This is a genomic window from Nonomuraea sp. NPDC050328, assembly GCF_044459405.1.
Lineage (GTDB): Bacteria > Actinomycetota > Actinomycetes > Streptosporangiales > Streptosporangiaceae > Nonomuraea.
Genome location: NZ_JBITIW010000002.1, coordinates 92,724 through 118,957 on the forward strand (window position 1 = coordinate 92,724; position 26,234 = coordinate 118,957).

At 72.6% G+C, this 26,234-nt stretch carries 27 protein-coding genes; 18 read left to right on the plus strand and 9 right to left on the minus strand.

Annotated features, from left to right (window positions below):
- Positions 1-18: 18 nt before the first annotated feature.
- Together ACIBG7_RS06535 and ACIBG7_RS06540 are read right to left on the minus strand one after the other, a co-directional pair.
- A complete protein-coding gene (locus ACIBG7_RS06535) occupies positions 19-780 on the minus strand; it encodes an SDR family oxidoreductase (RefSeq protein WP_357932878.1) in 762 nt (253 codons plus the stop codon).
- Positions 781-788: 8 nt separating this feature from the next.
- Positions 789-1,631 carry an RNA polymerase sigma-70 factor gene (locus ACIBG7_RS06540; RefSeq protein WP_357932875.1) on the minus strand — a complete coding sequence of 281 codons (843 nt, stop codon included), beginning with the start codon at positions 1,629-1,631 and terminating at the stop codon, positions 789-791.
- Positions 1,632-1,698: 67 nt separating this feature from the next.
- Between ACIBG7_RS06540 and ACIBG7_RS06545 the strand changes: the two genes are divergently transcribed.
- Positions 1,699-2,373, plus strand: coding sequence for a ThuA domain-containing protein (locus ACIBG7_RS06545; protein WP_397335417.1), 675 nt, complete (start codon positions 1,699-1,701; stop codon positions 2,371-2,373).
- Here the strand turns inward: ACIBG7_RS06545 and ACIBG7_RS06550 are convergent.
- Complete coding sequence (locus ACIBG7_RS06550) at positions 2,358-2,996, minus strand: MerR family transcriptional regulator (protein ID WP_397335419.1); 639 nt, start codon at positions 2,994-2,996, stop codon at positions 2,358-2,360. The two genes, ACIBG7_RS06545 and ACIBG7_RS06550, sit on opposite strands and share 16 nt — an antisense overlap.
- A 68-nt stretch (positions 2,997-3,064) precedes the next feature.
- Between ACIBG7_RS06550 and ACIBG7_RS06555 the strand changes: the two genes are divergently transcribed.
- From ACIBG7_RS06555 to ACIBG7_RS06565, 3 genes are read left to right on the plus strand one after another with little or no spacing between them, the layout of a single operon-like run.
- Positions 3,065-4,138: an acetyl-CoA acetyltransferase gene (locus ACIBG7_RS06555; RefSeq protein ID WP_397335420.1), complete on the plus strand. Its 1,074-nt coding sequence runs from the start codon at positions 3,065-3,067 to the stop codon at positions 4,136-4,138.
- Between the two features lie 32 nt (positions 4,139-4,170).
- Complete coding sequence (locus tag ACIBG7_RS06560) at positions 4,171-4,722, plus strand: sigma-70 family RNA polymerase sigma factor (RefSeq protein ID WP_357932864.1); 552 nt, start codon at positions 4,171-4,173, stop codon at positions 4,720-4,722.
- The gene (locus ACIBG7_RS06565; protein ID WP_397335421.1) at positions 4,719-5,561 is read left to right on the plus strand and encodes a hypothetical protein; all 843 of its coding nucleotides are present in this window, start codon (positions 4,719-4,721) and stop codon (positions 5,559-5,561) included. The genes ACIBG7_RS06560 and ACIBG7_RS06565 overlap by 4 nt, the downstream gene beginning before the upstream one ends.
- Before the next feature lie 61 nt (positions 5,562-5,622).
- Here the strand turns inward: ACIBG7_RS06565 and ACIBG7_RS06570 are convergent, their stop codons facing one another.
- Positions 5,623-6,528 carry a BadF/BadG/BcrA/BcrD ATPase family protein gene (locus tag ACIBG7_RS06570; RefSeq protein ID WP_357932858.1) on the minus strand — a complete coding sequence of 302 codons (906 nt, stop codon included), beginning with the start codon at positions 6,526-6,528 and terminating at the stop codon, positions 5,623-5,625.
- A 73-nt stretch (positions 6,529-6,601) separates the two neighbouring features.
- On the opposite strand from ACIBG7_RS06570, the gene ACIBG7_RS06575 reads away from it, so the two are divergent.
- The 5 genes from ACIBG7_RS06575 (at position 6,602) to ACIBG7_RS06595 (ending at position 11,238) form a co-directional block, all read left to right on the plus strand.
- Positions 6,602-7,495, plus strand: coding sequence for a MurR/RpiR family transcriptional regulator (locus ACIBG7_RS06575; protein ID WP_397335423.1), 894 nt, complete (start codon positions 6,602-6,604; stop codon positions 7,493-7,495).
- Positions 7,452-8,219, plus strand: a complete 768-nt coding sequence (locus ACIBG7_RS06580) for a sugar isomerase domain-containing protein (RefSeq protein ID WP_397335425.1) — start codon at positions 7,452-7,454, stop codon at positions 8,217-8,219. Before ACIBG7_RS06575 ends, ACIBG7_RS06580 begins: the two co-directional genes overlap by 44 nt.
- Before the next feature lie 75 nt (positions 8,220-8,294).
- The gene (locus tag ACIBG7_RS06585; protein WP_397335426.1) at positions 8,295-9,548 is read left to right on the plus strand and encodes an extracellular solute-binding protein; all 1,254 of its coding nucleotides are present in this window, start codon (positions 8,295-8,297) and stop codon (positions 9,546-9,548) included.
- On the plus strand, positions 9,545-10,423 hold the full coding sequence (locus ACIBG7_RS06590; protein WP_357932846.1) for a sugar ABC transporter permease: 879 nt from the start codon (positions 9,545-9,547) through the stop codon (positions 10,421-10,423). Before ACIBG7_RS06585 ends, ACIBG7_RS06590 begins: the two co-directional genes overlap by 4 nt.
- Positions 10,420-11,238 carry a carbohydrate ABC transporter permease gene (locus tag ACIBG7_RS06595; protein WP_357932844.1) on the plus strand — a complete coding sequence of 273 codons (819 nt, stop codon included), beginning with the start codon at positions 10,420-10,422 and terminating at the stop codon, positions 11,236-11,238. The genes ACIBG7_RS06590 and ACIBG7_RS06595 overlap by 4 nt, the downstream gene beginning before the upstream one ends.
- Before the next feature lie 3 nt (positions 11,239-11,241).
- Here ACIBG7_RS06595 and ACIBG7_RS06600 read toward each other — a convergent pair whose 3' ends face one another.
- A complete protein-coding gene (locus ACIBG7_RS06600) occupies positions 11,242-13,065 on the minus strand; it encodes a M48 family metallopeptidase (protein WP_397335427.1) in 1,824 nt (607 codons plus the stop codon).
- Between the two features lie 102 nt (positions 13,066-13,167).
- On the opposite strand from ACIBG7_RS06600, the gene ACIBG7_RS06605 reads away from it, so the two are divergent.
- Complete coding sequence (locus tag ACIBG7_RS06605; protein ID WP_397335428.1) at positions 13,168-14,073, plus strand: hypothetical protein; 906 nt, start codon at positions 13,168-13,170, stop codon at positions 14,071-14,073.
- A 93-nt stretch (positions 14,074-14,166) separates the two neighbouring features.
- On the opposite strand, the gene ACIBG7_RS06610 is transcribed toward ACIBG7_RS06605, so the two are convergent.
- A complete protein-coding gene (locus tag ACIBG7_RS06610; protein WP_397335429.1) occupies positions 14,167-15,102 on the minus strand; it encodes an N-acetylglucosamine kinase in 936 nt (311 codons plus the stop codon).
- 80 nt (positions 15,103-15,182) lie between these two features.
- Here ACIBG7_RS06610 and ACIBG7_RS06615 point away from each other — a divergent pair, with 80 nt between their 5' ends.
- Genes ACIBG7_RS06615 through ACIBG7_RS06630 form a run of 4 tightly spaced genes read left to right on the plus strand, consistent with a single transcriptional unit; the run spans position 15,183 to position 19,162 of the window.
- On the plus strand, positions 15,183-16,049 hold the full coding sequence (locus tag ACIBG7_RS06615) for a MurR/RpiR family transcriptional regulator (RefSeq protein ID WP_357932833.1): 867 nt from the start codon (positions 15,183-15,185) through the stop codon (positions 16,047-16,049).
- Between the two features lie 7 nt (positions 16,050-16,056).
- Positions 16,057-17,424 carry an N-acetylglucosamine/diacetylchitobiose ABC transporter substrate-binding protein gene (gene ngcE / locus ACIBG7_RS06620; protein ID WP_357932830.1) on the plus strand — a complete coding sequence of 456 codons (1,368 nt, stop codon included), beginning with the start codon at positions 16,057-16,059 and terminating at the stop codon, positions 17,422-17,424.
- The gene (locus ACIBG7_RS06625) at positions 17,421-18,317 is read left to right on the plus strand and encodes a sugar ABC transporter permease (protein ID WP_357932827.1); all 897 of its coding nucleotides are present in this window, start codon (positions 17,421-17,423) and stop codon (positions 18,315-18,317) included. Before ngcE ends, ACIBG7_RS06625 begins: the two co-directional genes overlap by 4 nt.
- A complete protein-coding gene (locus tag ACIBG7_RS06630) occupies positions 18,317-19,162 on the plus strand; it encodes a carbohydrate ABC transporter permease (protein ID WP_397335430.1) in 846 nt (281 codons plus the stop codon). Before ACIBG7_RS06625 ends, ACIBG7_RS06630 begins: the two co-directional genes overlap by 1 nt.
- Here the strand turns inward: ACIBG7_RS06630 and ACIBG7_RS06635 are convergent.
- Positions 19,155-19,997, minus strand: coding sequence for a LysR family transcriptional regulator (locus ACIBG7_RS06635; RefSeq protein WP_397335431.1), 843 nt, complete (start codon positions 19,995-19,997; stop codon positions 19,155-19,157). The genes ACIBG7_RS06630 and ACIBG7_RS06635 overlap by 8 nt on opposite strands.
- Before the next feature lie 72 nt (positions 19,998-20,069).
- Here ACIBG7_RS06635 and ACIBG7_RS06640 point away from each other — a divergent pair, with 72 nt between their 5' ends.
- Positions 20,070-20,729, plus strand: a complete 660-nt coding sequence (locus ACIBG7_RS06640; protein ID WP_397335432.1) for a type 1 glutamine amidotransferase domain-containing protein — start codon at positions 20,070-20,072, stop codon at positions 20,727-20,729.
- Positions 20,730-20,792: 63 nt separating this feature from the next.
- On the opposite strand, the gene ACIBG7_RS06645 is transcribed toward ACIBG7_RS06640, so the two are convergent.
- Positions 20,793-21,167 carry a MerR family transcriptional regulator gene (locus tag ACIBG7_RS06645; RefSeq protein ID WP_357932816.1) on the minus strand — a complete coding sequence of 125 codons (375 nt, stop codon included), beginning with the start codon at positions 21,165-21,167 and terminating at the stop codon, positions 20,793-20,795.
- A 55-nt stretch (positions 21,168-21,222) separates the two neighbouring features.
- Between ACIBG7_RS06645 and ACIBG7_RS06650 the strand changes: the two genes are divergently transcribed.
- Positions 21,223-22,281, plus strand: a complete 1,059-nt coding sequence (locus ACIBG7_RS06650; protein WP_357932814.1) for an aldo/keto reductase — start codon at positions 21,223-21,225, stop codon at positions 22,279-22,281.
- Between the two features lie 52 nt (positions 22,282-22,333).
- The gene (locus ACIBG7_RS06655; protein ID WP_357932811.1) at positions 22,334-22,900 is read left to right on the plus strand and encodes a GNAT family protein; all 567 of its coding nucleotides are present in this window, start codon (positions 22,334-22,336) and stop codon (positions 22,898-22,900) included.
- Here the strand turns inward: ACIBG7_RS06655 and metE are convergent.
- On the minus strand, positions 22,866-25,157 hold the full coding sequence (gene metE / locus ACIBG7_RS06660; protein WP_397335433.1) for a 5-methyltetrahydropteroyltriglutamate--homocysteine S-methyltransferase: 2,292 nt from the start codon (positions 25,155-25,157) through the stop codon (positions 22,866-22,868). The two genes, ACIBG7_RS06655 and metE, sit on opposite strands and share 35 nt — an antisense overlap.
- 85 nt (positions 25,158-25,242) lie before the next feature.
- On the opposite strand from metE, the gene ACIBG7_RS06665 reads away from it, so the two are divergent.
- The gene (locus ACIBG7_RS06665; RefSeq protein WP_397335939.1) at positions 25,243-26,082 is read left to right on the plus strand and encodes a LysR family transcriptional regulator; all 840 of its coding nucleotides are present in this window, start codon (positions 25,243-25,245) and stop codon (positions 26,080-26,082) included.
- The last annotated feature ends 152 nt before the right edge of the window (positions 26,083-26,234 follow it).

Below are 26,234 nucleotides of genomic sequence, written 5' to 3' on the forward strand. Positions count from 1 at the left end.
GATGCCATGTCGTCCCGATCAGGCGATGACGCGGCTGGCACCCCCGTCGACGAGCAAGGACACCCCGTTGACGTAGGAGGCGCGCTCGCTGGCGAGGAAGGCGATGACGTCGCCGAGCTCCTCCGGCCGGCCGATCCGGCCGACCGGAACGTCGGCGGCGCGGGCCTTGAGCCCCTCCTCGCCGCCGGACAGCTGGCGCAGCCGGTCGGTGTCGATCGAGCCGGGCAGCACGTTGTTGACCAGCACGCCCTGCCCGCCGACCTCGCGGGCCAGCGTGCGCACGACGCCGGCGACCGCGGCGCGGGTGGCGTTGGACAGGGCCAGGCCGTCCAGAGCCTCGCGCACCGAGCTGCTGGTGACCGTGATGACCCGGCCCCAGTTGCGGCCGGCCATCTCGGGCAGCACCGCGCGGATCAGCCGGACGATGCCCAGCAGGTTGCGCTGGACCGCCACGTCCCACGCCTCGAGGTCCATCTCGGTGAAGCGGCCGGCGGGCGGCCCGCCGGCGTTGGCGACCAGGATGTCCACCGGCCCGATCACCTCGCGGGTCTCGGCGGCGACGCGCTCGGCCGAGGCCGGGTCCTCCACGTCGGCCAGGATGCCGTGCACGGTCGTGCCGTACTCCTGCAACTCCACGACCGCGTCGGCGAGCCGCTCGGGGTGGCGCGCGGTGACGCAGACGTGACAGCCCTCCCGGGCCAGACTCCTGGCGGCGGCCAGGCCGATGCCCGCGCTGCCGCCGGTGATCAGGGCTACCTTGCCCGCGATGCCGAGGTCCATAGAGGGGACTATAGAACCCTGGTGAGCTTGTCGGGATTGGCCACCACGTAGAGATCGTGGATCAGCCCGTCGCGCATCGACACGGTGACCACCTGCTGCCGCTCTCCCATGTCGACCAGGAAGCCGGTCTCGCCGTTGACCTGGACCGGACGGACCTCGCCCAGCTCGTAGCGGCGCACGAGCCCGGCGAGGAAGGCGGCGACGTTGGCCCGGCCGGTGACCGGGCGCAGCGCGGAGCGCACCTTGCCGCCGCCGTCGTTCCACGAGGTGATCTCCTCGTGCAGGAAGCCGGTGAGCGCGTCGAGGTCGCCCTCGCCGGCCGCCCGCAGGAACTCCGCCAGCAGCTTGGCGTGCTCCTCCTCCGACGGGCTGAACCGGCCGCCGCGCTCCTCCTCCAGCCGCGTCGCGGCCCGGCGGTGGAGCTGGCGGCAGTTGGCCACCGAGGTCTCCACGATCCCGGCGATCTGGTCGTAGGGGAACTCGAAGGCCTCGCGCAGCACGAAGACCGCCCGCTCGGGCGGGGTGAGCTGCTCCATCAGGTGCAGCGTGGCGAAGGAGACGGTGTCGCGCAGCTCGGCGGTGTCCAGCGGGCCGATCTGGCCGGTGGCCACCGGTTCGGGCAGCCAGGGGCCGGTGTAGGACTCGCGCCGGACCCGCGCCGAGCGCAACTGGTCGAGCGCCAGGCGCGAGACGACGGTGGTGAGGAAGGCGCGCGGCTCCCTGACCTCCTCGCGGTCCACGCTCTGCCAGCGCAGCCAGGCGTCCTGGACGACGTCCTCGGCGTCCCACATGCTGCCGAGCAACCGGTAGGCGATGCCCAGCAGAAGCGGACGAAGCTCCTCAAACTCCACGGTCCAGATCATAGGTCGGCCGCTTCCGGCCATGGATTTGGGTGGCGGTCCGTGATGAGCTGGCGACGTGGCGAGAAATCTCATCCTGTCTGGAGGCCTCTACCACGACTTCCAGGCCACCTCCGAGGCGCTGGCGGCGGTGCTGGCCGAGGTCGGCGTGGAGTCCGAGATCACCGAGGACATCCCCGGCGCCCTGGCCGAGCCTTCCGAGTACCAGCTCATCACGGTCAACGCGCTGCGCTGGCAGATGACCGGCGACCGCTTCGCCGACCAGCGCGCGCAGTGGGCCTTCCGGCTGCCGCCGCAGGCCCGCACCACGCTGCTCGACCACCTGGAGCGCGGCGGCGGGCTGCTGGCCATGCACAGCGCCGCGATCTGCTTCGACGACTGGCAGGGCTGGCCGCGTGTGCTCGGCGGGCGCTGGCAGTGGGGCCGCTCGCACCACCCGCCGCTCGGCTGGGCCGGCGTCCGGGTCGGCGGCGACCACCCGTTGGTCGCCGGGTTACGCGACTTCGACCTGGTGGACGAGGTCTACAGCGACCTCGATGTGCTGCCCGACGTCAAGCCGCTGGCCACCTGCGGTGGCCATCCGGTGCTCTGGGCCCGTCCGGTACGGCGGGGCCGCGTCGTCTACGACGCCCTGGGGCACGACACCCGCTCCTACGACAACGAGGTGCACCGCACGCTGCTGCAGCGGGCCGCGCTCTGGTTGCTCAAACGGCCGGTTCAGCTCCGCGACTGAGGCGCGTTCGCGGTGCGGGCCGCCGAGGCCGACTCCTGGGCCAGGCGGCGCAGGGCCTCGAAGGCCTTGCCGTACAGCACCGAGTTCAGGACGAGCGCCTCGACGGCGGCCTCGCGCGGCCCGTCGAGCGGGATGGTGGGCAGTTCGACCTCGGTGACCAGCCGGTCGGCGAGCTCGGCGTAGGGCCGCAGGTCGGTGGTGAGGCCGAGCTGGCGCAGCCGGAGCAGGGCCTGGGCCAGCTCGTCGCGGGCCGGGGCGCCGGGCGCGACCGCCCAGCCGAGCTCGTCGACCAGGCGGTCGGCGGCCTGGCGGGCGAGCGTCCAGTCCTCGCCCGGCTCGGATTCCACGGCCGGGCTGAGCGCGTAGTGGGCGGTGCCGAGCAGCTCGTGCAGGGGGAGGCTGTCGTCGTCGACCGCGTCCAGGATCTTCTTGATCGAGGCGATCGGCAGCCGGCCGACCTCCAGCAGGGCGCGGATCAGCCGCAGCCGGCGCAAATGGCTGTCGTCGTAGGCGGCTCGGGTGGCGGCGAGCTGGACGCCCTGGGGGAGCAGGCCCTCGCGCAGGTAGTACTTGATCGTGGCGATGGCCACCCCGGACCGGGTGCTGAGCTCGGACATCCGCATCGTTGGATAATACGGCTATCCAGCAGTGGACGATTAACCGAGCAAGCGCTTGCGTGTTACCGTGCGGCATGCAGGACTTCGCGGGACGGGCGGCGATCGCCGGGATCGGCCTGACCGAGCTCTCCCGGCGCTCGGGCGTGGGCGAGCAGGCGCTGGCCGTGCGGGCCTGCCGCCTGGCCTGCGCGGACGCCGGGATCGAGCCGCGCGAGGTGGACGCCCTGCTCAGCTACCACCTGGGCGACTCCGCCCCGGCCGTCGCCGTCGCCGCCGCCCTGGGCATCGAGCGGCTGGGCTGGCACAACGACATCTGGGGCGGCGGCACCCAGACCGCCTCGATCCTGGGCGACGCCGCGCTGCTCATCTCCAGCGGGCTGGCGCGACATGTGCTGATTTATCGGGCGATGAACGGGCGCTCCGGCCGGCGGCTCACCACGCTGCCCACCGGCCGGCAGGACGCCTACACCCGCCCCTACGGCCTGGCCGGGCCGCTGCCGATGTTCGCCCTGGCGGCCACCCGCTACCTGCACGACACCGGCCTCACCGAGGAGCATTTGCACGCCGTCGTCGCCCAGTCCAGGGCCAACGCCGCCGCCAACCCCCGCGCGCAACGCCGCGACCCGCTCCCGCTCGGCGACTACCTGCGCCTGCCGTACGTCTGCTCGCCGCTGCGGGCCGCCGACTGCTGCCAGGAGAGCGACGGCGGCTGCGCCCTGCTGGTCAGCGGCGTGCTGGACGGCCCCCGCATCCGCGCCGTCGTACGCGCGGGCGGCCCGGGATGCTCGGCGATGGACCGCGCCCCGGACGTCACCACGATCTTCTCCGCCTACGTCGCGCCCATGCTCTGGTCCGCCTCCGGCGCCCGGCCGGCCGACGTGGACGCCGCGCTGCTCTACGACGCCTACTCCTGGCTGGTGCCGCGCCAGCTCACCGACTTCGGCCTGACCCGCGAGCCCGGCCCCTACCTGCTGGAGCGGCGGCACGCCTGGGTCAACCCGCACGGCGGCCTGCTCAGCGAGGGCTACGTCCACGGGCTCAACAACGTCGCCCAGGCCGTGCGCGAGCTGCGCGCAGGCCGCTCGCTGGCCCTCGTCACCGGCTTCGGCGGCTCCTACGGCAGCGCCGCCCTCCTCGAAAGCGGGTGAAACGCTAGGGCGGAACGCGGCATGGGAGGGGTGTGAGCATCGAAACCGACCGGGAGCGGTTCGAGGCGGTCTACCACGCCACCTACGAACAACTCCTCGGCTACGCCGCCCGCCGCTGCGACCGGCCGGAGGACGCCGCCGACGCGGTCGCCGAGACCTACCTGATCGCCTGGCGCCGCATCGACCGGCTGCCCCGCGACGGCGAGGCCCGCCTCTGGCTGTACGGCGTGGCCCGCAAGGTCCTGGCCGGCCAGCGCCGCAAGCGCCACAACCGCCGCGAGCGCGTGGCGGAGCTCGACGCCGAGCTGGCCGAGCTGTTCGGCGGCCACTCGCCGTTCGGCACGCCGGAGTCCTCCGTCGAGCTGGCGGCGATCACCCGGCTGTTCCGCGAGCTGCCCGAGGCCGACCGGGAACTGCTGTCGTTACTGGCCTGGGAGGGACTCGACCACGCCGAGCTGGCCACCGTCCTCGGCATCTCGCGCAACGCGGTGCGCGTCCGCCTGCACCGGGCCCGGCGCCGCTTCGCCCGCCTGCTGGCCCGCGACGGGCTGCCCGTCCATCACCTGGCATTGGAGTCGTTGTGAGCATCGAGAAGCTGGCCCGGGTGCGGGACGAGGACCTGCGCGGCCGGGCCACGGGCCCCGGAGCCCGGGCATTGCTGGAGGCGGTCACGCGGGAGACGCCGCGCCGGAGCGCCGGCCTCGTGCGGCGCAGGTTCGTGGGCGGGCTGGCGGTCGCCGTCGCGCTGGCCACGGCGGCCGTGCTCACCCCCGTCGTGCTGCCGGGCGAGCCGGCCCGCGCCACCTCCTACGCCAACTCCGCCATCTCGCTGGAGCGGCGCGGCGACTGGTGGGTCGGGGTGGTCAAGGACCCGTACGCCGACGTCGCCCGCTTCAACGAGGCCTTCCGCGCGCTGGGCGTGCGGATGACGCTCAACCTGGTGCCCGTCTCGCCCAGCGGGGTCGGCGAGGTGTTCCGGATCAGCATGGCGCCGCCGCCGGGGACCGACGACGGGTTCTTCTCCGAGTCGCTGGCCGACGGTGGGCTGGAGCTGCGGTTCCCGGTCGGCTTTCCCGGCGACGGGTGGGTGATGATCGGACGTCGGGCGCGGGCGGGGGAGCAGTACCAGAACGCCGCCTCCGCCGACGCGGAGGGTGAGGTGCTGGAGGGGGTCAAGGTGGACGAGGTCACCGTCGGCGACCTGCGGCCCGAGCTGGCCCGGCGTGGTGTCACCGCCGGCTTCCAGTTGGTGGTGCCGCAAGGGGACGGGCACACCCTGCGGGCGCTCGACCCGGCCCAGGTGGGGGACGGGTGGTGGGTGTGGGACGCGCAGGTGCGGTCGGCCGACTCGGTGACCCTGCTCGTCACCCGCGACCGCCTCCCCGGCAACCCGCTCTACGAAGGCGGCAAGAAGCGACGGTGACCGCAGGGCCGCCTTCGCTTCCGTTCCGCGAGGGCGGCGGTGACCGCGGGCCGCTTCCGCTCTACGCGGGTGGGAGGAAGCGGTGGTGGACGCGGGTGGCCTCCGTCTCGGACAGCAGGGTGCGGGCGGCGAGCCAGGCGGCCGCCGCCTCGCCGCGTCCGGCGGTGTGCACCTCTTCGGCGGCCAGCAGGCCGAGGACGGCCTGCCGTACCGGCCCCTCGGTGGTGAGCACGCTGCCGGCCAAAACCACGGGGGAGCCCGGCTCGTGCACCTCGCGCAGCGTGCGGGCCAGCCGCCGCGCGGCATCGGCGACGATCTCGGCCGCCACCGGATCCCCCTCGGCGGCGGCCCGGCTGACCAGGGGCGCGAGCTCGGCCAGGGCCAGCGGCGGCGCCGACTGCACGGCGACGGCGACGTACTCGGCCAGCGGGTAGGGGTCGAGCGCCGGCGCGTCGAGATGGCGCAGCACCAGCTCCCTCAGCCGCCCGGGCACGCCGCGCACCACGCTGCGGGCGGCCTCACGGCCCAGCCAGAAGGCCGAGCCCTCGTCACCGAGCTGCCAGCCGTACCCGTCGGCGGTCGGCCCCTGGACGCGGCCGGTGATCCTCGACGCGATGGCCCCGGTGCCCGAGATCAGCACCGTGCCGGAGGCCGCCGGGGTGCCCGCGGCGAAGGCCACGACCACGTCACCGACGCAGTCGGGCGCGACCGGGAAGGCCAGCGCGAGGTCCGCGCCCGCCCCGGCGAGCCCGGCCATGCCCACGGTCGCCGCCTTCACCTGGACCGGGTCCACCGTGGCGAGCGCCTGCCGTACCGCCGCGGAGAGCTCGGCCAGCGCGGCGCGCGGGCCGGCGGCGGCCGGGTTGCCGCACCCGGCCCGCCCCTCGCCCAGCACGGCGCCGGACAGATCGGCCACCAGGGCGCGGGAGGAGGTGCCGCCGGCGTCCACGCCGAGAACCAGGGTCATGACAATTATTATTGAGCAAACCCCTTGACGGTGCTAGGTGCTGAGCATAATTTTCACCATCAAGGAGGACCAAGTGGAACTACTCTCCCGGATCAGGTCCGAACAGCAGGACCTGCCCGAGGCGTTGCGCCGGGTCGCCGATGTGATCCTGGACGACCCGGCCGAGTCGGCCAGGATGACCATCGTCGACCTGGCCGAGCGCAGCGGCACCTCGACCGCGACCATCACCCGGTTCTGCCGGGCGCTGGGCTTCGGCGGCTACGCCGAGCTGCGGGTGGCGGTGGCCACGGAGACCGGCCGCGCCGCGCGGCAGCACTGGGAGACCGACATCGGCCAGGAGATCCTGCCCGGCGACGGCCTCGACAAGGTGCTCGGCGTGGTCTCCAACAGCGACATCCGGCTGATCCAGGAGACCGCGGCGCAACTCGACCTGGCCACGGTGGAGAAGGTGGCGAGCGCCATCGAGAGCGCCGGGCGGGTGCTGTTGTTCGGCGTGGCCAGCAGCGCGGCGGTCGCCGGCGAGATGGAGTACCGCCTCCAGCGCATCCGGGTCCCGACCTGGAGCAGGTCGGACGCGCACAGCGCGCTCACCGACGCGGCGCTGCTCGGCCAGGGCGACGTGGCGATCGGCATCTCGCACAGCGGGCGCACCCGCGAGGTCATCGAGGTCCTGGCCGAGGCGGGCAGCCACGGCGCGATCACGGTCGCGGTCACCTCGCACCCGCGCTCGCCGCTGGCCGAGGTCGCCGAGCTGGTCCTGTCCACCGCCGCGCGGGAGACCACCTTCCGCGCCGACGGCTTCGCCGCGATCCACTCCCAGTTGCTCGTGCTCGACGTGGTCTACGTCGCGGTCGCGCAACGCACCCACGAACGGACGAAGGAGGCGTTCGACCTGACGGTCAGAGCCGTCACAGGTCATCGTTATGAACCCAGCCAGCAGCCCCCAGCCCAGCCCCAGTCCGGATGACTACTTCGCGCAGCTCAAGGTCCTGATCGACCGGCTGCCCGAGCAGCCGGTGCGCCAGGCCGCCACCCTCGTCGGCCGGGCGCTCGACCGGGGCGGCGTCATCCAGGCCTTCGGCTCCGGCCACTCCGAGGCGATCGCCATGGAGATCGCCGGCCGCGCCGGCGGCCTGGTGCCCACCAACCGCCTCGCCCTGCGTGACATCCACCTGTACGGCAAGGCGGCCCGCACCGAGCTCGACCGCTACGACCTCGAACGCGACCCGGCCGTCGCCCACCAGATCCTGGCCGCGGCCCCCATCGACCCGGCCGACCTGTTCGTGGTCATCTCCAACTCCGGCGTCAACGGCGTCGTCGTCGAGCTGGCCACCCAGGTGAAGGAACGCGGCCACGACCTGATCGCGATCACCTCGCTCCAGCACGCCGGCGCCTCGGTCTCGCGCCACCCGTCGGGCCTCAAGCTCTGCGACCTGGCCGACGTCGTCCTGGACAACCTCGCCCCCTACGGCGACGCCCTGCTGCCCCTGCCCGGGGGCGGCGCCACCGGCGCCGTCTCGACCGTCACCTCCGCCCTGCTCGCCCAGCTCGTCGTCACTCAGGTGATCAGCGACCAGGTCGACGCCGGGCAGGTGCCGCCGATCTACCTGTCGGCCAACGTGCCGGAAGGCGACGAGCACAACCTCCGGCTCGAAGCGCGTTACGCCGGCCGGTTGCGCCGAGGCGCCTGACCCACGCCCGGCTGCCCGCCGTACGCCAGGCAGCCGGGCCATCACCCAGCTCACCGCCCCCCACGGAGCTTCGCCATGCCCAGAAACCTGTTGAAGATCGCGCTGGCTCTGCCTCTTCTGGCCGCCTGCGGCACCGCCCAGCAACCCGCCGCCTCCTCCGCCCCGTCCGCCGCGCCGGCCAAGCTGGTCGTGTGGATCATGGACGGCAGCGTCACCAAGGACCTGCTCGCCTCCTTCGAGAAGGACTACGAGACCGCGCACCCCGGCATCGACCTCGACCTGCAGATCCAGGCGTGGGACGGCATCGGCGAGCGGGTCACCGCCGCCCTGGCCAGCACCGACGCCCCCGACGTGATCGAGGTCGGCAACACCCAGGTCGCCCAGTACTCCGCCAGCGGCGGCGTCCGCGACCTCACGAGCAAGGTCGCCGACCTCGGGGGCGCCGACTGGCTGCCTGGCCTCGCCCAGCCGGGCAACATCGACGGCAAGCAGTACGGCATCCCCTGGTACGCCGCCAACCGGGTGGTCGTCTACAACAAGGAGCTCTGGGGCGACACCCCGGTGCCGAAGACCCGCGCGGAGTGGCTGGCCGCCACCGCCAAGCTCAACAAGGGCGGCAACCAGGGCATCTACCTGACCGGCCAGACCTGGTACGCGCTGGCCGGCTTCATCTGGGACGAGGGCGGCGACCTGGCCGTCAAGCGGGGCGAGAGCTGGGCCGGCGCGCTCGACACCCCCGAGGCGCTGGCCGGGATGGCCTTCTACCGCGAGCTCCAGGCGCTCGGGAAGGGCCCCAAGGACGCCGACGAGGCCAACCCGCCCCAGCACGAGGTCTTCGCCCAGGGCAAGGTGGCGCAGATCATCGCGGTGCCGGGCATCGCCGCCCGGGTGCTGGAGGTCGAGCCCGGGATGAAGGACAAGATCGGATATTTCACCATCCCGGGGAAGACGGCCGACAAGCCGGGCGCGGTGTTCACCGGCGGCTCCGACCTGATCATCCCCGAGGCCTCCCGGCACCCCGAGGCCGCCTACGAGGTGGTCAAGGCGCTGGCCGGGGAGAAGTTCCAGACCGCCCTGGCCAAGGCGATGAGCTTCGTGCCCAACCGCACCTCCCTGGCCGGCGTGCTGGCCGGTGACGAGGGCACCGCCGCGATGGCGGCCGGCGCGGCCAACGGCCGGGCCACCCCCAACACCCCGGCCTGGGCCGCCGTCGAAGCCACCGCGGTGATCAAGCAGTACATGACCGCGGTCCTCACCGGCGGCGACCCGGCCGCCGAGGCGGCGAAGGTCTCCAAGACCATCACCGAGACCCTCAACAGCGGCTCGTGAGCACCAGGCGGGCGAACCTCTGGCCCTACCTGCTCATCGCGCCGGCCGTCGCCGCGGGCGTCTTCCTCCTGCTCTATCCGCTGCTCAAGGCCGCCGTCCTGTCCGTCCAGCACTTCCGGATGGGCGAGCTGATCCGCGGCGGCGCCGAGTTCGTCGGACTCGCGAACTACCGCGAGCTGCTGGCCAAGACGGAGTTCTGGGAGGTGCTGCTGCGCACGGCGGTGTGGACCGTGATCAACGTGGGGCTGATCGTGGCCCTGGGCACGGGCGTGGGGCTGATGCTGGCCAGGCTGGGACGACGCGCGCGGCTGCTGCTGATGTCCGCGCTCGCCCTGGCCTGGGCCACCCCGGTGATCGCCGCGACGACGATCTTCCAGTGGCTGTTCCAGTCGGAGCTCGGCATCGTCAACTGGCTGCTCGGCACCCGCGGCTTCGCCTGGTTCGCCGACCCGGTGGCCACCTTCGCGGTGCTGGTGGTGCTGGTCGTGTGGCAGTCGATCCCGTTCGTCGCGCTGACGCTCTACGCCGGGCTCACCACGATCCCGGCCGAGCTGTACGAGTCGGCCAGGATCGACGGCGGCACCAGCCGGCAGATCTTCTGGAAGATCACTTTCCCCGTCCTGCGGCCGCTGTTCGCGCTGATCACCTCGCTGGAGGTGATCTGGGTGGCCAAGTGCTTCCCGCAGATCTGGGTGCTCAGCCAGGGCGGCCCGGACGGCGCCACCACCACTCTGCCCGTCTACGCCTTCAAGGTGGCGCGGGTGCTGCACCGCTACGACCTCGGCTCGGCGGTGGCCATGCTCACCGTCCTCGTCCTCGCCGCCGCGCTGGTCGCCAACCTGCGGCGGATGCTCAGGCAGGAGGCGGCCCAGTGAGAAGGGTCCTGCTCAACACCGCCGCGGCGGCCACCTTCGTGGTGATGATCTTCCCGGTCTACTGGATGGTCAGCACCGCCTTCAAGCCGACCAAGGAGATCCAGGCCGAGACGCCGTCGCTGCTGCCGCTGCGCCCGACGCTCCAGCACTTCGAGACCGCCATGGCCGCCGACGGCTTCTGGCGCTTCTGGGCCAACAGCCTGCTGGTCACCGCGGGAGCCGTCCTGCTCGCGCTGGTCGTGGCGTTGCTGGCCGCCTTCGCGGTCTCGCGGATGCGCTGGCGCGGCCGGGGGCCGTTCATCGTCGCGGTGTTCGCCGCGCAGATGGCGCCCTGGGAGGCGTTGCTGGTGCCGATGTTCATCATCGCCCGCGACACCGGGCTGCTGGACTCGCTGCTGATGCTCACCGGCGTCTACTTCATGATCACGTTGCCGTTCACCGTGGTGACCCTGCGCGGCTTCCTCGCCGCCATCCCCGCCGAGCTGGAGGAGGCCGCGCTGGTCGACGGCTGCACCCGGGCGGAGGCCTTCCGCCGGATCGTCTTCCCGCTGCTCGCGCCGGGGCTGATGGCGACCTCGCTGTTCGGCTTCATCACCGCGTGGAACGAGTTCGCCTTCGTCAACGTGCTGATCATCAAGGACGAGGCCAACCGCACGCTGCCGGTCTGGCTGTCCTCCTTCCGCGACGTCTTCGGCACCGACTGGGGCGCCACCATGGCCGCGGCGACCCTGTTCGCCCTGCCGGCGCTGGTGCTCTTCCTCTTCCTGCAGCGCCGGGTGGGGGTGGGCATGACCGCGGGCGCGGTCAAGGGCTGAGGCTCAGCCGATGCCGCGCAGGATGCCGAGGAAGACGTCGCGGCTGTCCTTGGCCAGGAACTCGCTGGCCATGCGCTCCTGCACCGCCAGCACCTGCCCGTCGTGCAGCCGCAGCGTGGCCTTGACCGGCACCTCGCGCTCGACCGTGGCCTGCGCGATCTCCTCGTAGGGCAGGAAGCGGTGGGCGGCGGCCAGTTCCTCGGCCTCGGACGCGGCGACCAGGGCCTGCAGCCGCCGCGCGCCCTTGTCCGACTTGCCGGGGTCGGGGATGAGGACGAGCCCGGAGCTGAGTGCGACGACGTCGTACTCCGCCCCGTCGATCTTGAAGTTGGCCAGCCCGGCCACGATCGCCGACCCGAGCGCCCCGGCCCGGCCGGCGACCATCGTCGCCGCCGCCGGGTCGATGCCGTTCTCGGCCAGCCAGGCCCGCGCGTCGGCCAGCCCGTCGCCGACCGCCGCCTCGGCCACCTTGGCCAGGATCTCGCTCACGTCCGGCTTCAGTACGGCGGGGCCGGACCACGAGTGCGCCCACCCGGTGACGCGAGACCGGACCGCGGCCAGCAGGAGCAACGTCTCCAGCGGCTCGGCGAACCGGCCCCCGACCTCGCGCCGGGTGGCGGTGGGGAAGAGCGGCTGCGCGATCTCGGCCAGCCGCCCCGCCTCGATCAGGTCGAGCACGTCGGCCAGCGAGAGCCGCTCGGCCCCGGTGACCCGGCGGATGCTGCGGAAGATCGTGTCGGCGTCGTCCTGCAGGTCGGCGGCGAGCGCGGCGGCGGTGAACTGCGGCCAGGGCAGGACCGTGCGGCCGTCCAGGTCCAGCACCTGCGCCTGCAGGGCCCGCCCGGCCCCGGCCAGGTCCGGCAGCAGCCGGGTGGCGGGCCGCTCGTCCACCTCGACCTGCGGCTCGGGCAGCGCGGCGAGGGCGGCGATCCGGACCGGCATCGGGGGATGGGTGTCCCAGAGCGAGCCGTCCTCCTCCTCCGGCGGCGCGGCGCGCAGTTCGGCGAGCTCGCTCTCCCGGGCCTTGACGAAGGCGGCGAAACCGGCGAACAGGTCGTCGGGGGCGTAGCCGTGCTGCCAACCCAGGGTGAGGTAGGCGTGCTGGAAGAACGACCACGCGGCGTCCAGCACCGGGATCTCCAGCAGCGCGCTGCGTGCCGCCTGCGGGCCGGCCAGCCGTACCGATGCCTCGTCCGCCTGGAACTCCTGGCGGCGGGAGACGGCGTTGTCGGCGAGCAGGTAGAGCCGGGCGTAGCCCTTGAAGACCCAGCCGGCCACGTTGTACGGGCCGATGCGCGCCAGCGTGCCGCCGATGGCCAGGCGGCCGCGGTAGGCGACCGCGCCCAGGCGGGTGTGGCTGTTGGAGTAGTGGCCGAGCTCGTGCGCGAGGACCGCGCGGAGCTGGGCGACGGTGAAGGTGTGCAGCAGCGGCAGCCCCACGTACAGGTGCCGCTCCCCGCCCACCAGGCCGAACAGCCGGGTGTCCTCGGTGACGGCGGCGTTGGCGTCGGGGATCAGGTGGATCCGGTCCGGCGGCCGGGTGCCCACCGCGGCGGCCAGCTCCCGGACGGTCTGCCACAACTCGGGCGCCTGCTCCGGGCCGACCGGCAGGCCCTCGGGACGGCTGGGCCTGGTGCGCAGCGCCTGCCACAGCGCGCCGCCCACGCCGCCGACCACGGCGAGGCCGATCGGCCAGGTGAGCTTGACGGCGATGATCCCGGTCGTGGCCGAGGCCAGCCACATGGCGAGGGCGACGGCGCCGCCGAGCATGGCCACGGCCACGAGGAGGAAGCCGGCGAGAAGGGCGAGAGAAACGGCGGCACGCATGAGGGGGTCCGTTCGTCCGCATAAATGGCGAAATTTCAGCGCTTGAAGCTACAACGCGCTTGATAGGTTGTGCACCCGAAATTGCCGACTGGGGGTATTCCGATGGCATTCTGGAAGAAGAAATTAAAGATCGATCCGCTGGGCGGCGACCCCAACGCGGTCCTGCTCGCCGAGGCGATGTCCAAGCAGGACGTGGCGGCGGTACGCGAGCTGTTCGCCTCCGTGCACCACCCCGACGACCGCGCCTACTACGCCGGGATCTGCGCCGAGGTGCCGGGCGTCCAGGACTGGATCGACGGCTGGATCGCCGCGGAGCCGGGCTCCACGCTGCCCTTGCTGCTCAAGGGCGTGCACGGGGTGCGCCACGCGTGGGAGGCGCGTGGCGCGGCCACCGCCGAGCACACCGCCATGGAGCAGTTCCGCGAGTTCCACCGCCGGCTGAAGATCGCCGAGGACTGCCTGGACGAGGTGGTCGAGCGCGACCCGGACGACACCACGGCCTGGGCCGCGCTGGTCACCTCGGCGCGGGGGCGCCAGGTCGGCGCGGCGGAAGCCCAGCGGCGTTTCCAGGGGGTGATCTCGCGCTTTCCCGAGCACCGTGAGGCGCACGAGCAGATGTTGCAGTACAAATGCGGCAAATGGTTCGGGAGTGAGGAGGAGATGTTCGCCTTCGCGCGCAGCGGTCCCGATTCGCTCGCGCATCTGGTCGCGGTCGCGCACATCGAGTCCTGGCTGGGCGGGGACGACGGCGGGGCGCTGGAGAGCGAGGAGGTCCGGGCCGAGCTGCGGGCGGCCGAGGGGCGGGCGGCGGGGGCCAGGCGTGATCCGGGGTGGGGGACCGTGGACAACACCTTCGCCATGGCTTTCGGGCTGGCCGACGAGTGGACCGCGGCGAAGGCGCGCTTCGAGATGATCGGTGATCGGGTGACCGAGTGGCCTTGGCTGTATCTGGGGGACGCGGAGCGGAAGTTCGAGCAGTTCAGGAAGCGGGCCAACCGGCTCGGCTGAACCACGGGAGGCCGCCGCCCAGGGTGACCCGCCGCCTTGGTGTCCCCCTCGGTATCCCCGCCTTCGTGTCCGGGTGGGTCCCTTTTCGGGCGGTCAGCCGCGGGTGAAGGGGGCGTGGGGGGCGGTGGGGTCCAGGAGCCGGGCCGCCGTCCAGGCCGCCGCGCCCGCGCCGTCCCGCGCGGTCTCCACCCGCTCGGCCAGCTCCCCGAGCCGCTCCAGTACGGCCCGCCGTACCGGACCCTCGTTGGTCAGCACGCTCCCGGCCAGCACGATCGGCCCGCCCCGGTGCACCCGGCCGACCGTCGCGACCAGCTCGCGCGCCGCCTCCTCGACGATCGCCGTGGCCGCCCGGTCGCCGTTCTCGGCGGCCTTGCCGACCAGCCGGGAGACCGCGGCCAGCCGCATGTGGTCGGCCTGCGCCAGCCGCACGATCCGGTCGGCCCGCAACCGGGCGGTGGGCCAGGACTCCTCGCCGAGGAAGTGCGCGCAGACCAGGGCGACCAGCTCGCCCTCGGGCTCGTCGCGGTCGAGCGCCTCGACGGCGGCCTTGGCTCCGGCGCGGCCGATCCAGAAGCCGGACCCGGCGTCGCCGAGCAGCCAGCCGAGCCCGTCGGCGATGGCCTCGACCTCGTGGCCGGCGAAACGCGCGGCCACCGCGCCGGTGCCGGACAGCAGCAGCGAGCCGTCGGGGCTGCCGGTGCCGGCCGCGTAGGCGATGGGCACGTCCTTGACCATCGTGGGCGCGATCGGCAGCCCGGTGGCGTGCCACAGGTCGGCCAGCGCCTGGGCGAAGGCGGGGGACTGGCCGGCCACTCCGGCCACCGAGCCGCGCACCGCGTCCGGGTCGAGGTCGCCGAGCGCGATCGTGAGCGCCTCGCGGACCGCGCCGGCCGCCTTGTCCACGCCGTGCGCCGAGGGGTTGCCGGGGCCGGCGGTGCCGTACCCGAGCCTGGTGCCGTCCAGGGCGTGCACGGCGACCCGGGTGGAGGTGGCACCGGCGTCCACGCCGACGACGAACGGTTTTGTCACGGACCGATTCTGGGTCTTGACGTGACCGACTTGCAAGAATAATTTTCGCCGCAAGGTTGGTTGTTCGGAAGGAAATTTCCGTGACCCCTGGTGCGCTGGGCCGGATCGAGACCGAACTCCCCGGACTTCCGGAGGCGCTGCGCCGTGTCGGCGAGGCGGTCCTGGAGGATCCGGCCGAGGCCGCGCGCTCCACGATCATCGCGCTCGCCGAGCGGGCGGGCAGTTCCCCGGCGACCGTCACCAGGTTCTGCCGCGCCTTCGGCTTCACCGGCTACGCCGACCTGCGGGTCGCCCTCGCCACCGAGACCGGCCGGGCCGCGCAGGCCGGGTGGGGCGCGGGCATGGGCCACGAGATCGGGCCCGACGACCCGCTCGCCGACGCCATCGAGGTGATGGCCGCCGCCGACGCGCGGCTGATCCAGGACACCGCCGCCCAGCTCGACCCGGCCGTCGTCGCCAAGGTCGCCGAGGCCGTCATCGCCGCCCGCGCCGTGCTCCTCGTCGGCGTCTCCACCAGCAGCGACGTCGCCCGGATGCTGGAGGGCAGGCTGCGCCGCATCGGGCTGCCCTGCTGGAGCACCGGCGACGCCCACCAGGCGCTGTCGGAGGCCGCGCTGCTCGGCGAGGGCGACGTGGCGATCGGCATCAGCCACCGGGGCCGCACCCGCGAGGTGATCGAGGCGCTGGCCGAGGCGGGCAGCCAGGGCGCCACCACGGTCGCGGTGACCTCCTTCGCCCGCTCCCCGCTGGCCGAGCTCGCCGACCTGCTGCTGACCACCGCCTCCCGCGAGACGACCTTCCGGCTGGGCGGGCTGGCGGCGGTGCACTCCCAGCTCTTCGTCCTCGACGCCGTCTACGTCGCCGCGGCCCAGCGCACCTTCGAGCGCACCAACCGCGCCTTCGAACGCACCATCCGAGCAGTGGAGAGTCACCGAATCGAGAGGTAGCCCCCAGATGCCCGTCACCCGACGTGAGTTGCTCCGCGCCGCAGCCCTCATCCCCGCAGCGGGGGCCCTGGCCGCCTGCGCCACCCCCGCGGCGCAGCAGACCCCGGCGGCCAGCGCCCCGGGCGCGGCCAAGTCGCTGGAAGTGTGGATCTTCGACGGCGGCTTCGGCCACCAGTACGCCACCGACATCCACCAGCCGCTGTTCAAGAGCAAGTTCCCCGACGTGCAGGTCAAGCACAACTTCACCAAGGAGATCACCAAGGTCCTGCAGCCACGCTTCGCTGGCGGCAACCCACCGGACGTCATCGACAACTCCGGAGCCAACGCCATGGACTTCGGCGCGCTGGCGCAGGACGGCCAGCTCCTCGACCTGACCCCGCTGCTGGAGATGCCGAGCTGGGACGACCAGGCGGTGAAGGTGCGCGACACGCTCGACCCGGCGGTGATCGACATCGGCACCTACGACGGCAAGTTCTCCGTCCTCGGCTACGTCAACTACATCTTCGGCATCTGGTACTCGCAGAAGGCCTTCACCGACAACGGCTGGCAGGTGCCCAAGACCTGGGAGGAGTTCCTCCAGCTCTGCGAGACGATCAAGAAGTCCGGCAAGATGGCGCCCTTCACCTACGCCGGCAAGCACGCCCAGTACCTCTACGAGACCTTGCTGACCATGGCCGCCAAGATCGGCGGCAACGAGGTCCTGGTGAACATCGACAACCTGGAGGACGGCGCCTGGAAGGCCCCGGCCATGCTGGAGTCGGCCACCCGCTGGGCCGAGGTCGGCGCCAAGTACCTGATGGAGGGCACCGCCGGCCTCGACCACGTGCAGACCCAGACCGCCCAGAACAAGTACCAGGTCGCGATGCTGCCCTCCGGCTCCTGGCTGGAGAACGAGCAGAAGTCCACCACCCCGCCCGACTTCGCCTACGGCATGTTCCCCGTCCCCGACGTCACCGGCTCCGACAAGATGCCGTACGGCACGCTCCACACCCAGCCCGGCGAGAACTACATCGTCCCCGCCAAGGCGGCCAACACCCAGGGCGGCGTGGAGTACCTGCGCGCGATGCTCTCCAAGAAGGCGGCCGGCGACTTCAGCAAGATGGTCGCCACGGTCTCGGTGGTCAAGGGCGCGGGCGAGGGCCTGGACCTGTCGCCCGGCGTCAAGAGCGCCTCGGCCGCCTTCGCCGCCGCCGGGACCAACACCGTCTACTACCGCTGGCAGTCGTGGTACCTGCAGCTCAAGGACGAGGCGGTCGCCGCCACCGGCCAGCTCATGAGCGGCGGCATCACCCCGGAGAAGTACCTGGAGCGCATCCAGGCCAAGGCCGACGAGCTCAAGAAGGACTCGGCGATCAAGAAGTTCCGCCGCACATGAGGCGTCGGCTGTTCATCTTCTCCTTCCTGGTCACCCCGGTGACCCTCTACCTGGTCTACGTCATCGCGCCGTACGCCCAGGCGTTCTACATCTCGATGACGAACTGGCGGGGGGTCAGCGCCAACCCGCAGTTCATCGGGCTGGAGAACTTCCGCCGCCTGCTGGACGACACCGTCTTCTGGAAGGCGGCCCTGCACAACGGCCTGCTGCTGCTCCTGCTGCCGCTCATCACCATCGCCATCGCGCTGGTCTTCGCCTTCCTGCTGAACGTCGGCGGGAAGGCCGGGGTGGGCGGCGTGTGGGGGTCGAAGGTCTACCGGGTGCTGTTCTTCTTCCCGCAGGTCCTGGCGGTGACCATCGTCGCCGTGCTGTTCGCCCAGGTCTTCCGACCGGACGCGGGCGGCATGATCAACGGGCCGCTGATGGAGCTGGGCCTGCGGCCGGTCGGCTTCCTGTCCAACCCGTCCATCGCGCTGTGGTCGGTGCTGGGCGTGCTGATCTGGCAGGCGGTCGGCTTCTACGTGGTGCTCTTCTCCGCCGGGCTGGCCTCGGTGCCGCGCGAGCTGTTCGAGGCGGCGCAGATCGACGGGGCCGGGCGGGTGGCGCTGTTCTTCCGCATCACGCTGCCGCTGCTGCGCGACACCGTGCAGGTGGCGTGGGTCTACCTCGGCATCCTGGCGCTGGACGCGTTCGCCATCGTCTGGGTGATGACCGACCAGCACGGCGGGCCCGACTTCTCCACCACGGTGATGGCCGCGGAGATCTACCGCAACGCCTTCCAGTACTTCCGCTTCGGTTACGCCTCGGCGCTGGGTGTGGTGATGTTCTTCTTCGTCCTCGGCTTCGCCGTACTGTCGCTGCGGTTGTCGCGGCGGGAACGGATCGAGTTCTGATGCGGCGCACACCCTGGTCGATCCTGTCGCACCTGGCCCTGGCGGTGTGGGCGCTGCTGGTGATCATCCCGCTGATCTGGGCCTTCCTGGCCTCGGTCAAGAGCGAGGACGAGATCTTCGGCGACGCCTGGTCGCTGCCGGCCACGCTGCGCTGGGACAACTTCGCCCGGGCCTGGGAGCAGGCGCAGATCGGGCAGTACATGCTCAACAGCGTGATCGTCGTCTTCTTCGGCGTCGCGGGCACGATGGTGCTCGGGGCGATGGCCGCCTACGTCCTGGCGCGCTATCCCTTCCGCGGCAACCGGGCGATCTACCTGCTGTTCGTGTCGGGGCTCGCGTTCCCGATCTACCTGGCGCTGACGCCGCTCTTCTTCGTGGTGCAGAACCTCGGGCAGTGGGTGCCGTTCATCGGGCTGAACACGCACGCGGGGCTGGTGCTGGTCTACATCGCCTACTCGCTGCCGTTCACGATCTTCTTCCTGGCCGCCTTCTTCCGCGGCCTGCCCACGGCCGTGGCCGAGGCGGCGATGGTGGACGGGGCCTCGCACACCCGGATCTTCTTCCAGATCATGCTCCCGATGGCGCGGCCCGGCCTGGTCAGCATCACCATCTTCAACGTGCTCGGGCAGTGGAACCAGTACCAGAAGCCGCTGGTGCTGCTCCAGGACCGCGACAAGTGGGTGCTGACCCAGGGCATCGCCGACATCTCCACCGCGGCCGGCTACGACCAGGACTGGTCGGCGTTGTTCGCCGCGCTGACCCTGGCCATCCTGCCGATGCTGGTCATCTACACGATCTTCCAGCGGCAGATCCAGTCCGGGCTCACCGCGGGGGCGCTCAAGTGACGTCGCGCAGCGAGGTCAGGAGGAAGTCGAAGGCGCGCCCAACCGCCGGGTCGGCGCGCGCACCCGAACGGATGGCCAGGTAGCCGGTGTTGATCGGCGCGAGCTCCGGCTCACGCACGGCCACCAGGCGCCCGGCGGCGAGATCCTCGCGGCACAGGTAGGAGGGCAGCACCGACACCCCGAGCCCGGCCCGTACGGCGTTGCGCACCCCGCGCAGGTCGGGCACCACGAGCGCGGCCGACATCGACGGCCGGGTCCCGAACAGCGTGCGCCAGTAGCGCCGGATGATCGGCAGATCCTCCGCGTAGGCGATCAGCGGCCCGTCCTCGTGCCCCGGCGCGGCGACGAGCACGAACTCCTCGTCGTAGAGCGGCTCGGCCCGCACCCCGCGCAGCCGGGGCCGGATCGTGGAGACGACCAGGTCGAGCCGCCCGGCCGCCAGCCGTCCCAGCAGGTCGTCGGTCAGGCCGAAGACCAGGCGCAGCCGGATGCCCTCCGCGAGCAGCGGGCCCAGCCTCGGCACCAGCACCTCCGAGCACAGCTCGGCCGGGCCGCCGAGCAGCACGGTCCGGCCGGCCGGCAACTCGCCGCCGATCACCTCGCCGAGGGTGTCCAGGGCTCCGCCCACCCGCCGCGCCAGTTCGTCGGCCGCGGCCGTCGGCGCGACGCCGCGCGGCAGCCGGTCGAACAGCGGCCGGTCGAGAGCCGCCTCCAGGGCCTTGACCTGGGCGGTCACCGCGGGCTGCGACAGCCCGAGCGTCTCGGCCGCCGCCGTGATCGAGCCGGTTCGGTACACCGCCAGGAAGCTGCGCAGCAGGTCAAGCGAAAGGGTCATATCAGAATTCTGATGGCAGACCCGGCCTCGCGCTATTGGCGGCCGATGGCGGGCGAGGGGCATCATCGAGGCATGAGCAAGCGCATCCTGATCGTTCTGACCAGCCACGACGACCTGGGCGGCGAGCGGCCGACCGGGTTCTACGTCTCCGAGGCCGCCCATCCGTGGGAGGTCTTCCGCAAGGCCGGCTACCAGGTGGACGTGGCCAGCGTCGCCGGCGGCGAGGCGCCGCAGGACGGCTTCGACGCCGACGACCCCGTCCAGCGGGAGTTCGTCGAGACCTTCGACCTGAGCGCCACCGCGCGGGTGGCCGACCTCGACCCGGCCGCCTACGACGCGGTCTTCTACGCCGGAGGCCACGGCACCATGTGGGACTTCCCGTCCGACCCCGGCGTCGCCCGGGCGGGGCGCGAGGTCTACGAGAACGGGGGCGTGGTCGCCGCCGTCTGCCACGGGCCGGCGGCGCTGGTGGACCTCACGCTGTCCGACGGGAGCCACCTGGTGGCGGGCAAGCGGGTGGCCGGGTTCACCAACGCCGAGGAGGCGGCCGTGGGGCTGACCGAGGTCGTGCCGTTCCTGCTCGCCGACCGGCTCGCCGCCGCGGGCGCCACGCACGTGCCGGGGCCGGACTTCCAGCCGCAGGTCGTGGTGGACGGCCGGCTGGCCACCGGCCAGAACCCGCAGAGCGCCGGCGCCCTGGCCGAAGAGGTCGTCACCCTCCTGGGCCGCTGACCCCGCTTCAGGAGGGCCGTTTCAGGAGGGCCGTTTCAGGAGGGCCGTTTCAGGAGGGCAGGGTCAGCCGAGGCTGCAGCCGGACAGGCGGCCCTCGTAGACGCCGACCTTCCTCGAGATCAGGTCGAGGCACGCCGAGAGCTCCCCGATCTGCTCGCGCACCCGCTCCTGGTGCTCGCGCAGCAGGTCGAGGCGCTCGGCCTCGTTGCCGTGGCCCTGCCGTACCAGCTCGTTGTAGCGCCGGATCGCCGGCAACGGCATGCCCGAGGCCCGCAGCCGGATGCAGACCTGGAGCCAGTCGAGATCCTCGTCGTCGTAGACCCGGCGCCCGCCCGCGTCGCGCACGACCGGGCTGAACAGGCCCTCCTTCTCGTAGAAGCGGAGCGTGTGCACGCTCAGCCCGGTGCGCTCGGCGACCTGCCCGATGCTCAGACCCATGGATCCTCTCCCCGGAGTTGACCTAGAGCCGACTCTAGCTCCTAGGGTCGCGGGCATGACAATGCGCTACAGAACGCTTGGCGGAACGGGCATCGAGGTCAGCGTGCACTGCCTCGGCGCCATGATGTTCGGCGCGGTCGGCAACTCCGACCACGAGGACGCCGTCCGCATCATCCACACCGCCCTCGACCACGGGGTGAACTTCGTCGACACCGCCGACATGTACTCCCAGGGCGAGTCCGAGGTGATCGTCGGCAAGGCGCTCAAGGGCCGCAGGGACGAGGTCGTGCTGGCCACCAAGGTGCACTTCCAGATGGGCGAGGGCCCCAACCGCGGCGGCAACTCGCGGCGCTGGATCGTGCGCGAGGTCGAGGAGAGCCTGCGCCGGCTGGACACCGACTGGATCGACCTCTACCAGATCCACCGGCCCGACCCCACCACCGACATCGAGGAGACGCTCGCCGTCCTCACCGATCTGGTACGGCAGGGCAAGATCCGGGCCTTCGGCTGCTCGACCTTCCCCGCCGAGGACATCGTCGAGGCCTACCACGTGGCCGAGCGACGCGGCCTCTACCGCTTCCGCACCGAGCAGCCGCCGTACTCCATCCTGGCGCGCGGCATCGAGAAGGACATCCTGCCCACCGCCCAGCGGCTCGGCATGGGCGTGCTCACCTGGAGCCCGCTCGGCTCCGGGTTCCTCACCGGCCGCTACCGCAAGGGCCGGCCGCTCGACCTCAGCACCGGCCGCCCGACGATCGTGCCGTTCCGCTTCGACCCGGACAACCCGCTCACCGCGGCCAAGCTGGAGATCGTCGAGCAGCTCGTCGAACTGGCCGACGAGATCGGCTGCACCCTGCCCGAACTCGCCGTCGCCTTCGCCGCCGCGCACCCGGCCGTGACCTCGGTCATCACCGGCCCGCGCACGATGGAGCAGCTCCAGAGCCTGCTCAAGGGCGCCTCGCTGGTCCTCGACGACGCGGCGCTCGACCGTATCGACGAGATCGTGCCGCCGGGCACCGACATCTACCCGCCCGACGGCGCCTGGCAGCGCCCCGCCCTCAAGGACCCCGCCCAGCGCCGCCGCCCCCTGTCCACCCGCGCCGCCCAGGACTGACCGCGCTTTAAACCAGTTGGGCCGCCCGCCCCCCGGGTGCTTGGGTGTGCCCATGACCTCCGCCTGGACGGGACACCTGGTCCGGCTCCGCGCCGCCGAGCCCGAGGACTGGACGGCCTTCGCCGCCTACGCCGAGTACACCGACGACGAGCGCAACGGCTGGCGGCTGGCCCCGCCGGTCTCCGCCGAGCGGACCAGGCGGCGGATGCAGGAACTCGCCGAGACCGATCCCGATCTGGACGTCTTCGAGCTGGTCATCGCCACGCTCGCGGACAACACCCCGGTCGGCACGGTCAACACGACCTCGGTGGAGCCCGAGCACGGGCTGTTCTCCTACGGGGTCGGGGTGGGGCGGCCGCATCAGCGGAAGGGGTATGCGGCCGACGCCATCGTCGTGCTCCTGCGGTACATGTTCGGCGAGCGGCGCTTCCAGAAGTGCGACGTGCGGGTGTACGGGGTCAACGAGGGTTCCCAGGCCCTGCACAGGCGGCTCGGCTTCGTGGAGGAGGGCCGCCTGCGCAGGTCGAGGTACGCCGGGGGGCGCTACGACGACATCCTGCTGTTCGGGATCACCGTCGAGGAGTTCAGCGCCCGGCACGGGCTCGCCGGGCCACGGTGACCAGGGTGGTCAGCGCGGCTTCGACCTGGGGGTAGGTGCGGGTCTTCAGCCCGCAGTCCGGGTTGATCCACAGCCGCCCGGCCGGCACGCGCTCCAGCGCGGCCTCGACCAGGGCCTCGACCTCGGCCTCGGACGGGACGCGCGGGGAGTGGATGTCGTAGACGCCCGGCCCCAGGCCCCGGGTGAAGCCGGCCACGCCGTCCAGGATGCGGGCCCCCGAGCGGGCCGACTCGATGGTGGTCACGTCGGCGTCGAGGCCGTCGACGGCGGCCAGGATCTGGTCGGCGTCGGAGTAGCACAGGTGGGTGTGGATCTGGGTGCGGTCGGCGGCGACGGCGGTGGCCCGGCGGTAGGCGGCCACCGCCCAGGCGAGGTAGTCCTGCTGGGCCGCCGCGCGCAGCGGGAGGAGCTCGCGCAGGGCGGGCTCGTCCACCTGGATGATCGAGATGCCGGCGTCCTGCAGGTCGGCCACCTCGCCGGCGAGCGCCTCGGCGACCTGGTGGGTCACCTCGCGCAACGGCAGGTCGGTCCGGACGAACGACCAGGCCACGATGGTGACCGGGCCGGTCAGCATGCCCTTCACCGGCCGCTCGGTGAGCGACTGCGCGTAGCGCGCCCAGCGGACGGTGATCGGCCGGGGGCGGGCCACGTCGCCGTGGATGATCGGCGGGCGGGTGCAGCGCGAGCCGTACGACTGGACCCAGCCGTTGCGGGTGACGGCGAAGCCGTCGAGGTGTTCGGCGAAGTACTGGACCATGTCGTTGCGTTCGGGCTCGCCGTGGACCAGCACGTCCAGGCCGAGGCGTTCCTGCACCCGGATGGCGTGCTCGATCTCGCGCTCGACCAGGGCGTCGTAGTCGGCGTCGGTGAGCGTCCCGGCGGCCAGGGCGGCGCGGGCGGCGCGCAGCTCGCCGGTCTGCGGGAAGGAGCCGATCGTGGTGGTGGCCAGCGGCGGCAGCCCGAGGTGCGCCTCCTGCGCCGCCGCCCGCACGGCGTACGGCGAGCGCGCGGGCGCACCGTCCACGGTGGAAGCGGGGGAGACGGTGGAAGCGGGGGAGACGGTGGAAGCGGCGGAGATGGGGGAGGCGGTGGAAGCGGGGGAGGTGGGGGACGCGGTGGAAGCGGGGGAAGCGGCGGAGGTGGTCGAAGTGGTGGAGGTGGGGGACCCGGGGGCCGGGCTGGCTGCGGGGGCCGGGCCGGGCACCGTGGGCGGGTTGTCGCCGGTGGCCAGCAGACGGGCCAGCTCGACCACCTCGCCCACCTTCTCCTCGGCGAACGCCAGCCGCGCCCGCAACCCGGGCGCGAGCCCGTCCTCCCCGGCCAGACTGTAGGGCACGTGCTGCAACGAGCACGACGTGCTCACCACCACCTGCCCCGCCCGTACGGCCCGCAGCACCCCGAGCGCCCGAGCGGGATCGGTCCGCCACACCTCACGCCCCGACACCACCCCGGCCAGCACCACCTTCCCCGGCAGCTCCGGCGGCACGGCCCCGCGCACCAGGTCGAGCGCCAGCCCCTCGACCGGGCTCGCCGCCAGCACGGGCAGCGCCTCGCCCAGGTCCCCGAAGTAGGCGGCCACCAGCAAAGCCGGCCGCGCCGGAACGGATCCGAGCCGGTCGTAGGCCGCCCGCACCGCCTCCAGCTCGGCCGGGCTGCGGTCGGCCACCAGGGCGGGCTCGTCGAGCTGCACCCACGCCACCCCTTCGGCGGCCAGTTCGGCCAGCAACTCCTCGTAGCAGCCGAGCACCTCCTCCAGCCGCTCCAGCGCCCCGGCCAGCAGCAGGAAGGTCACCGGCCCCAGCACCACCGGCCGGGTCTCGAAGCCCAGCGCCCGCGCCTCGCGCACCTCGCCCAGCACCTTGGCCGAGTCCAGCTTGAAGGCCGGCCCGAGCTCGGGCACGAGGTAGTGGTAGTTGGTGTCGAACCACTTGGTCATCCGCAGCGGCGCGAGCCCGTCGGTGCCGCGGGCCATCGCGAAGTACGGGTCCTCGGCCTCCTGGTAGCGCTCCGGCACCGCGCCGAGCAGCACGGCGGTGTCGAGCACCTGGTCGTAGAGGGAGAAGGTGCCGGACGGCAGTCCTTCCAAGCCGAGCTCGGCCAGCCGCCGCCAGGTCGCCGCACGCAGCTCCGCGCCGGTCGCCTCCAGGTCGGCGCGGGTCGTGCGGCCCGCCCAGTAGGACTCCAGCGCCCGCTTCAGCTCGCGGTCCGGGCCGATCCGCGGATAGCCCAGCACTGTCGAAGACGGAAAAGTCGGCATCAGAAACCCCCAGGGGACGATCGGTCGGTCGCCCGGCATCCTCTGCTGTCCCGGCGCGGTGGTGCATCATCTATTCGTGCTGCTTATGCTTCGCGAGCTGCAGTGCTTCGTCCGGGTGGCCGAGGCGCGCAGCTTCTCCCGTGCCGCCGCCGACCTGGGCCTGTCCCAGCCGGCCGTCAGCCAGGCGGTCACCCGGCTGGAGAAGGCGACGCGGCTGCGGCTGCTGGAGCGCAACGCCCGCGCGGTGCGGCTGACACCCCAGGGCAGGACGCTCCTGGAGCACGCCCTTCAGGTGCTCGCCGCCATGGACTCCTTCGAGGCCGAGGCCGAGCGGCTGGCCCGGCCGGTCATCCATCTGGCTTATCCACCCCTTGCCGGGCCGCTCGCCGCCCGGGCCGCCCGCCGGTTGGCCGGCCGTACCCCGCCGGTGACGGTCGAGCTGCGCCTGGCGGGCCGCGCGGCCGCCGCGGCCGCGCTGGAGGCGGGGGAGGTCTCCGCCGCCCTGATGGCCGTGCCGGCCCCGGCCGGCTTCGTGACCGGCGCGCGCTTCCACGTCGCCCTCGACCGCCTCGCCAGGCCCGCCCACCCGGGCCGCGGCGCCAGGGACGTGCTGCTGGTGCCGCGCAACCGCCCGGTCGGCGGGGCGTGGGCGGCGGTGGCGGCCCGGTGGGGCGGGCGGCACCGCGTGGTCGCCGACGACCTCGACGACTTCGCCGCCGCGCTCGACCTGGTGGCGGCGGGCGCGGGCGTGCTGCCGGTGCCGCAGCTCCTCACCCGCACGATCCGGCGCGACGACGTGGAGTTCGTCCCGCTCGACCCGCCCGACCTGCGCCTCACCTACGGTCTCGCCTGGTCCGCCGACCGCCCGGTGGCCGAGCTCATGGCGCTGGTCCAGGCGGTCCAGGACTCCCTGTGGACCAGGTGACACGACCAGGTGACAGGACCAGGTGACACGACCAGGTGACTGGCCCGCGCGAAATCCGCTCGCCTCGCCGCGAAAGGGTCGTCTAGGCTGAGGCGCATGAGACGCCGACATTGATCCACACCTGAACATCGGCTGACGCGCCGGCTCTACGC